Source organism: Saccharopolyspora tripterygii (assembly GCF_054778355.1).
On sequence record NZ_BAAGZP010000030.1, the window covers coordinates 1 to 9,285 of the forward strand.

General features: G+C 71.8%; 1 protein-coding gene. It reads right to left on the reverse strand.

Annotated elements, in window-relative coordinates; genetic code table 11:
• Positions 1-9,280, reverse strand: a 9,280-nt coding sequence (locus ACYVF3_RS23320) for an SDR family NAD(P)-dependent oxidoreductase (protein ID WP_461156394.1), incomplete at its 3' end; no start/stop codon positions are given.
• Positions 9,281-9,285: the final 5 nt, after the last annotated feature.

Here is a 9,285-nt window from a genome sequence, read left to right on the forward strand (position 1 = left end):
CGTGCACCACAGCCGAAACACACCGACCCGCAAGCACATCCGACACCGCAGCCCGATCAGCGACATCACACGCCACCACATCCACACGAGCACCGAAACCCGTCAGCTCAGCTTTCAGCTCACCCGCGCCCACAGCATCCAAACCACGCCGACTCACCAGAACCAGATCACGAACACCCTTCTCCAACACCAGATACCGGGCCACCACAGCACCCAAACCACCCGTGCCACCCGTGACCAGAACCGAACCCTCCACGTCCCACTCCACCGACACGTCCTGCGAAGCCACCCGCCCCAACCGAGCAGCCAAAACCTCACCATCACGGATCAACAGCTGCGGCTCATCGCTCGCCGAAGCCGTTGACAGTGCCGCGGGAGAGACCTCTCCGGCGTCCAGGTCCAGCAGCCCGAAACGACCCGGGTGCTCCGACTGCGCCGACCGCACCAAACCCCACACAGCAGCCGCAGCCACATCCTCACCCGACACCACACCCCGCGTCACGAACACCAAACGCGACCCATCAAACCGCCGTTCCGACAACCACTCCTGCACCAGACCGAGCGCGTGCCGTGCGCATTCGTGAGCCGAGCCCACGACATCGGCGTCGCCGACCACGGGAACCAGCACGACCTCGGACTCGACCGCGCCCAAGTCCTCGTGCGCGGAACCGGGCAACCCCCACGGGTTCGACCCGAGAACGGCGCACTCCGGCTCGGCGAGATCGGTCCCAGCGGACACCGGGACCCATTCGACGCCGAACAGCGCATCGCGCGTGCCCTGGGCGTCGGCGAGGTCGGTTCGGGTGAGTTCGCGCACGACCAGGGACTCGACCGACGCCACCGGGGCACCGTTCGCGTCGGCCAGCGCGAGGGACATCGTCCCGTCCTCGGCGACCGACAAGCGCACGCGCAGCTCGGTGGCTCCCGCCGCGTGCAGGGAGAGGCCCCGCCAGGAGAACGGCACGACTCCGCCGGACACGCGCCGACCGGCGAGCGCGAGAGCGTGCAGGCTCGCGTCCAGCAGCGCGGGGTGCAGGCCGAACCCGCTGCTCTCGGTCCCCTCCGGCAGGACCACCTCGGCGAACACCTCGCCGTCGAGCCGCCACGCCGAGCGCAGCGCCTGGAACACCGGGCCGTAGTCGAACCCGGCCTCGGCGAAGCGCTCGTAGAACCCGGTCAGCTCCAGCGGCTCGGAACCCGCCGGCGGCCAGGCGACGGCGTCGAACGGCTGGGACGTCTCCTCGCGACCGAGCAGACCGACCGCGTGCTGGGTCCAGGGCAGGTCCGCGTCGTCCTCCGGCCTGCTGTGCACGGTGATGGCGCGGTGTCCGGTGGCCTCCTCCGGGCCGACGCGCAGCTGCAGCTGCAGCGCGCCCTGCTCGGGCAGCACCAGCGGAGCCGACAGCGTCAGCTCCTCGACCCGCTCGCACCCCGCCTCGTCGGCGGCCCGGATCGCCAGTTCCACCAGGGCGGCGCCCGGCACGAGAACCTGGCCCTGCACGACGTGGTCGGCGAGCCAGGGCTGCGACCGGACCGACAACCGGCTGGTGAGCAGGAACCCGTCGGAGTCGGCGAGTTCGGCCGCCGCACCGAGCAGCGGGTGGTCCACCGAAGCCAGTCCGGCGCCGCGCACGTCCCCGGACTTGCCGAGGGCATCGGGCCAGAACCAGCGGCGTTCGAAGGCGTAGGTCGGGAGGTCGGTCCGGCGGGCACCCGTGCCCTCCCACAGCGGTTCCCAGCGCACGTGCGCGCCGGTCGCGTGGAGCCGGGCCATGGCGGTGACGAAGGTGGTCTCCGCGTCGTGGTCCTTGCGCAGGACGGGGGTGATCACCGCGGCGTCCGGCGCGGTTTCGGCGGCCATCGCGGAGAGGACGCCGTCGGGGCCGAGTTCCAGGAAGGCAGTCGCACCCGCGTCGACGAGCCGGTCGACGGAGTCGGCGAACCGCACGGTTTCGCGCACGTGCTGCACCCAGAACTCGGGGTCGCTCACATCACCGCTGGTCGCGATCGCGACGCTGGGAGTGTGGAACGTCAGACCGCTGATGGACTGGCGGAAGTCCTCCAGCACCGGATCCATCAACGACGAGTGGAACGCGTGCGACACCTCCAGGCGCTTCGACTCCCACCGCGACACCACGTCCAGCACGGCGGCTTCCGCACCGGCCAGCACCACCGACGACGGTCCGTTCACCGCAGCGACCGACACACTCTCGGTCACATACGGCACGACCTCGGACTCACCAGCCCGCACCGCCACCATCACACCACCGGCCGGAAGCGCCTGCATCAAACGCGCCCGCGCACTGATCAACACGCACGCGTCCTCCAACGAGAACACCCCAGCCACATGCGCAGCCGCGATCTCACCAATCGAATGCCCCGCCACAAAATCCGGCCGCACACCGAACGACTCCACCAACCGGAACAACGCCACCTCGAGAGCGAACAAGGCAGGCTGGGCCATGCCGGTCTCATTCAGCGCATCAGCCTCAGCACCCCACATCACCTCGCGCACCGAAGGATCCAGGTACCCCAGGACCTCATCCAACGCCTCCGCGAACACCGGGAACCGGCCATACAGCTCCCGACCCATCCCCAGACGCTGCGAACCCTGACCGGAGAACAGGACCGCGACCGACTGCTCGCTTGCCGCTCCCCGCGCCGCCTCCACCGGGCCGCTGTCGGTGGCCAGCAGCACGGCGCGGTGGTCGAACACCGATCGCGAGGTCACCAGCGAGTACCCGACGTCGGCGACGTCGGCGTCCCACTCGCGCAGCCGGGAGATCTGCGCGTCCAGGGCGGCCGCGGACCTCGCCGACACGACCCACGGCACCACCCCGGGCGTCACCAGCGGTCCTGCTGCGGAGTCGACGACAGCGGGTCCCTGCTCCAGGATCACGTGCGCGTTGGTGCCGCTCACGCCGAAGGACGACACGCCCGCCCGGCGAGGTCGCCCGGTCTCCGGCCACTCCACCGGCGCGTCCAGCAGCTCCACGGCACCGGATTCCCAGTCCACGTGGGTGGAGGGCACCTCGGCGTGCAGGCTTCGCGGCACGAGGCCGCGCTGCATCGCGGTGACCATCTTGATCACACCGGCGACTCCGGAGGCGGCCTGGGTGTGACCGAGGTTGGACTTGATCGAGCCGAGCAGCAGCGGACGCTCGCGGTCCTGCCCGTAGGTCGCCAGCAGGGCTTGGGCCTCGATCGGGTCACCCAAAGTCGTTCCCGTGCCGTGGCCGTCCACCGCGTCGACGTCCGAAGCGGACAGACCGGCTGCGGCCAGGGCGCGGCGGATCACCCGCTGCTGCGCGGGACCGTTGGGCGCGGTCAGGCCGTTGGACGCGCCGTCGGAGTTCACCGCCGAACCCCGCAAGAACGCCAGCACCTGATGGCCGTTGCGACGGGCGTCCGAGAGCCGTTCCAGCACCACCAGACCGGCGCCCTCGGACCAGCCGACGCCGTCGGCGGTGTCGGAGTAGGACTTGCAGCGGCCGTCGGCGGCCAGTCCGCGCTGGCGGGAGAACACCACGAACGACGCCGGGGTCGACATCACGGTCACACCTCCGGCCAGCGCCAGGGAGCACTCCCCCTGCCGCAGCGACTGCGCCGCCAGGTGCATCGACACCAGCGACGACGAGCACGCCGTGTCCACGGTGACCGCCGGCCCCTCAAAACCCAGGGTGTAGGACACGCGACCGGACAGGACGCTCTGCGCGGTACCGGTCCCCTGGTATCCCTCGAAGGTCTCGCCGTCGAGCAGGGTGCCGTAGTCGTTGACCATCACACCGGCGAACACACCGGTCTGGCTTCCCTGCAACGACACCGGGTCGATCCCGGCTCGCTCGATCGCCTCCCACGCGGTCTGCAGCACCAGCCGCTGCTGCACGTCGGTGGCCAGCGCCTCGCGCGGCGACATGGCGAAGAAGTCGGCGTCGAACTCCCCCGCGTCGTGCAGGAATCCGCCCGAGGCCGAGTACGAGGTGCCCGCGCTGTCCGGGTCGACGTCGAACAGGGAATCCAGGTCCCAGCCGCGATTGGTCGGGAACTCCGAGATCGCGTCCACCCCGTCGGACACCAACCGCCACAGGTCCTCCGGCGAGGACACCCCGCCCGGGTAGCGGCACGCCATGCCCACGATCACGATCGGGTCGTCGTCCGGGGACCGCACGGGTTCGACCGGACGAACGTCGAGGGCCGCGCCGAACAGGTCGTCGCGCAGGTGCTCGGCGAGCCGGGTCACCGTCGGGTAGTCGAACACCGAGGTCGCCGAGAGCCGCAGTCCGGTCGCCGCGGTCAGCCGGTTGCGCAGCTCCACGGCGGTGAGCGAGTCGAAGCCCAGTTCCTGGAAGGGCCGCGAGGCGTCCACTCCCCCGGCACCGGCGTGCCCGAGCACCGCCGCGACCTCGTCGCGGACGAGCTCCACCAGCCGCTCGGTGCGCTCGGCGGGAGTGGAGGCGGCGAGGCGGTCCACGAGCGCCTCGGCGCCGTTCCCGGAGGACGCGGTGACTCGGCGGATGGGGGTGCGGATCAGCCCGCGCAGCAGGTGCGGGACCTCACCGCGACCGCGCAGCGACGGCAGGTCCAGCTGCACCGGGAGGAGCTGCGGCTGTCCGGTTCCCAGCGCCGCGTCGAACAGGTCCAGGCCCTGCTCCACCGGCAGCGCCTGCACTCCCATCCGCGAGATCCGCTGCACATCGGCTTCGGAGAGGGCGCTGGTCAGGCCGACGGACTGCTCCCACGCGCCCCAGCCCAGCGACGCGGCCGGGAGTCCGCGCTCGCGGCGGTGCCGCGCCAGGGCGTCGAGGAAGGCGTTGCCCGCGGCGTAGTTGCCCTGCCCGGCGCCGCCGAAAGTGGCTGCGGCGGAGGAGAACAGGACGAACGCGTCGAGATCCCCGGCGAGTTCGTGGAGGTGCCAGGCGGCGTCGACCTTCGGGGCCAGCACCGCCTCGACGGCCTCGGCGGACAGGGATTCGATCACGCCGTCGTCGACGACTCCGGCGGTGTGCACCACGGCGCGCACCGGGTTCTGGTCGAGAAGGGCGGCGACCGCTGCGCGATCGGTGACGTCGCAGGCCACGATCCTCGCGGTGGCACCGCGTTCGGCCAGGTCGGCGACCAGGTCGGCGGCGCCGTCGGCGTCCGGGCCCCGGCGGCTGACCAGCAGCAGCTCCCGCACGCCGTGCGCGCCGGCCAGGTGCCGGGCGAGCACGGCCCCGAGACCGCCGGTGCCGCCGGTGATCAGCACCGTACCGTCGGCGTCCCAGGTGACGTCCTCTGACGCATGTCGGGTGGGTGGGGAAGTTTTCATGAAAACTTCCCCACCCACACCCGATGTCCTCGCCCGGGCGACGCGCGGCGCGAGCACCTCGCCGTCGCGGATGAGCAGTTGCGGCTCGTCGCTGGTCAGCGCACGCGACAGCAGCGCGTCGGCGTCCGCCTCGGCACCGGGCTCGGTGTCCACCAGCGTGAACCGGCCCGGGTGCTCGGTCTGCGCCGAGCGCACCAGGCCCCACACCGCTGAGCCGGTGAGGTCGTGGCCGGAGGTCGCGCCGCGGGTCGCGAACACCAGCCGGGAGTCGGCGAAGCGCTCCTGCGCGAGCCAGTCCTGCAGGACGCGCAGCACTCGCGCGGTCGTGGAGCGCACCGAGTCGACGACGTCGGAGGCGTCTCCGACGACGGGCACCACGACCGTGCCGGGGTCGACGTCGGTGAGGTCGTGCGGTGCGTCGAGCACCGACCACGTCTCGTCGGTCGCGTCCGCGGTGGCGACCGGACTCCAGTCGAGCTGGAAGAGCGCGTCGCGCGTGGCCGAGTCCTCGGTGATCTGGTCGGCGGGCATCTGCCGGGTGACCAGGCGGTCGACCGAGGCGACCGGCGCTCCCGCCGCGTCGCCGATGGACAGCACCGTGGTGTCGTCGGGTCCCGGGGCCAGCCGCATCCGCACCGCCGAAGCGCCGGAGGCGTGCAGCGAGACACCCTGCCACGAGAACGGCAGCGCGCTCCTGCTGAGCGCGCCGACGTCGCCGAAACCGGCGGCGTGCATCCCGGCGTCGAGCAGCGCCGGGTGCAGGCCGAAGTCGTCGGCTGCGGTGTCTCCCGGCAGCTCGACCTCGGCGAACACCTCATCACCTCGGCGCCACACGGCGCGCAGGCCGCGGAAGACGGGACCGTAGTCGAATCCGACCTCGGCGAACCGCTCGTAGCAGTCGGTCACGTCGACGGCCTCGGCACCGGCCGGAGGCCACGCGGCCAGGTCGAAGCCGGGCCGAGCCGCTGTCACGGCGAGCACCCCGCTGGCGTGCTGGGTCCAGGCGCGCTCGCCCGCGTCCGCGCGGCGGGAGAAGATCGCCACCGGACGGCGGCCGGACTCGTCGGCCGCACCGACGGTCGCCTGCACCTGGACGTCGCCCTGGGAGGGCAGCACCAGGGGCGCCGACAGCGTCAGCTCTTCGACGTGGCCGCATCCCACTTCGTCACCGGCGCGGATCGCGATTTCGAGGAATCCCGTTCCGGGGAACAGGACTCGGCCGTGGACGACGTGTTCGGCGAGCCAGGTGTGGGTGCGCAGCGCCAGCCGGCCGGCGAGCAGGAACCCGTCGGTGCCTGCGAGTTCGGCGGCGGCGCCGAGCAGCGGGTGTCCCGGCGATTCCAGCCCGGCCGACCGCACGTCAGCCTTCGACGTCGCGGGCCGCGGCCAGTAGCGCTCGTGCTGGAAGGCGTAGGTGGGCAGGTCGACCCGCCGTGCGCCGGGGCCGAAGAACTGCGCCCAGTCGACGTCGCCGCCGGTCACGTGCAGCCGGGCCAGCGCGTCGATCAGCGCGGGCTCGGCCTCGCGGTCCTTGCGCTGCGCGGCAACGAGAACCGCGTCCTCCGGGATGGTTTCGGCTGCCATCGCGGTGAGAACGCCGTCGGGACCGAGTTCCAGGAAGGCGTTCACGCCTTTCTCGGCCAGCGAGCGCGCGTTGTCGGCGAACCGCACGGCGTTCCGCACGTGCTGGACCCAGAACTCACGCGACGTCACGTCGCCGTCGACCACGACCGGAACGCCGGGGTCGTGCAACGACAACCCGCTGATCGCGGCGCGGAAGTCGTCCAGCATCGGGTCCATCAGCGGGGAGTGGAAGGCGTGCGAGACCTTCAGGCGAGTGGACTTCCACCGGGCGGCCACGGCGAGGACGGGCTCCTCGGCGCCGGCCAGCACCACCGAGGCCGGGCCGTTCACCGCAGCGATCGAGACGCCCTCGGTCAGGTGCGGCAGCACCTCCGCCTCACCGGCCTGCACCGCCACCATCACGCCGCCCGCGGGCAACGCCTGCATCAGCCGAGCCCGCGCGCTGATCAGCGCGCACGCGTCCTCCAACGAGAACACCCCGGCCACGTGCGCGGCCGCGATCTCCCCGATCGAATGCCCGGCCAAGTAGTCCGGCCTCACGCCGAACGACTCCACCAACCGGAACAACGCCACCTCGAAGGCGAACAACGCGGGCTGCGCGAACCCGGTCTGGTTCAACGCCTCCGCGTCCTCGCCCCACATCACCTCGCGCACCGCGGGATCCAGGTGCGCCAGCGCCGCGTCCAGAGCCTCGGCGAACACCGGGAAACGGCTGTGCAGCTCGCGACCCATCCCGAGCCGCTGCGAACCCTGACCCGCGAACAGCACACCCAGCGACCGCTCGACGGCGACACCCCGCGCGATCTCGGCCGCTCCGTCGCGCGAAACCAGCCGCACCACCCGGTGGTCCAGGGCCGTCCGCGAGGTGGCGAGGGCACCACCGATGTCGACCGGTGCCAGGTGCGGGTTGCGCTCGACGAACGCGTCGAACCGCTCGACCTGCGCGGCCAGCGCCGCCTCCGACTTGCCCGAGAGCACCCACGGCACCTCGGCCGGCTCGGAGTCCCGGTTCTCGTCCTCGACCGGTTCCGCGAGCGGAGCTTCTTCGATGATCACGTGCGCGTTCGTGCCGCTGACGCCGAAGGCCGAAACCCCGGCCCGGCGCGGGCGTTCACCGCGCTGCCACTGCCGGGACGAGGTCAGCAGCTCCACCGCGCCGGACGACCAGTCCACGTTGGACGACGGGTTCTCGGCGTGCAGCGTCCGGGGCAGCACGCCGTGGCGCAGCGCCATCGCCATCTTGATGACGCCCGCGACACCGGCGGCGCCCTGCGGGTGGCCGATGTTGGACTTGATCGACCCCAGCAGCACGGGGTCCTCGCGATCCTGGCCGTAGGTCGCCTGGACCGCCTGGGCCTCGATCGGGTCGCCCAAAGTCGTTCCCGTGCCGTGCGCCTCGACCACGTCCACGTCGCCGGCGGCCAGATCGGCGTTGTCGAGAGCCGTCCGGATCACCCGCTGCTGCGACGGGCCGTTGGGCGCGGTCAACCCGTTCGACCCGCCGTCGGAGTTGATCGCGGACCCCCGCAGCACGGCCAGCACCTCGTGGCCGTTGCGCTGGGCGTCGGAGAGTCGTTCCAGCACGAGGACGCCGACGCCCTCCGACCACCCGGTCCCGTCCGCCGAATCGGAGAAGGCCTTGCACCGGCCGTCGGGCGCCAAGCCGCTCTGCGAGCTGAACGCGCTGAACGCGTTGGGCGTCGACATCACCGCCACGCCACCCGCCAGAGCCAGCGAGCACTCACCGCCGCGCAGCGACTGCACCGCGTTGTGCAGCGCGACCAGCGACGAGGAGCAGGCGGTGTCGACCGTGACCGCCGGGCCCTCCAGCCCCAGCAGGTAGGAGATGCGTCCCGACAGCACGCTCGCCGCGAACGCCGTCGTGGAGTACACGCCGATGTCCTCGCTCGACCCGGCCAGGAGTTCGCTGTAGTCCTGGCCGGTGGTGCCCATGAACACCCCGGTCCGGCTGGCGCGCAGCGAAGTGGCGTCGATGCCCGACCGCTCGATCGCCTCCCACGCGACCTCCAGCAGCAGCCGCTGCTGCGGGTCCATGGCCACCGCCTCGCGCGGGGCGATGCCGAAGAACCCGGCGTCGAAACCGGCGACGTCGGCGAGGAAACCGCCCTGGAAGGTGGCGCTGGCCAGCTCGTCGACGTCCCAGCCGCGATCGGCGGGGAACTCCGAGATGGCGTCGCGCCCCTCGGACACCAGCTCCCACAGCTCCTCCGGCGACGAGACGCCGCCGGGGTACCGGCAGCCCATCCCGACGATCGCGACGGGCTCCACCGCAGCGGCGATGAGCTGCTGGTTCTGCTTGCGCAGGCGATCGTTCTCCTTCAGGGACGAGCGCAGAGCCTCGACGTACTGCTTCTCAGAGCTGCTCATCGGTT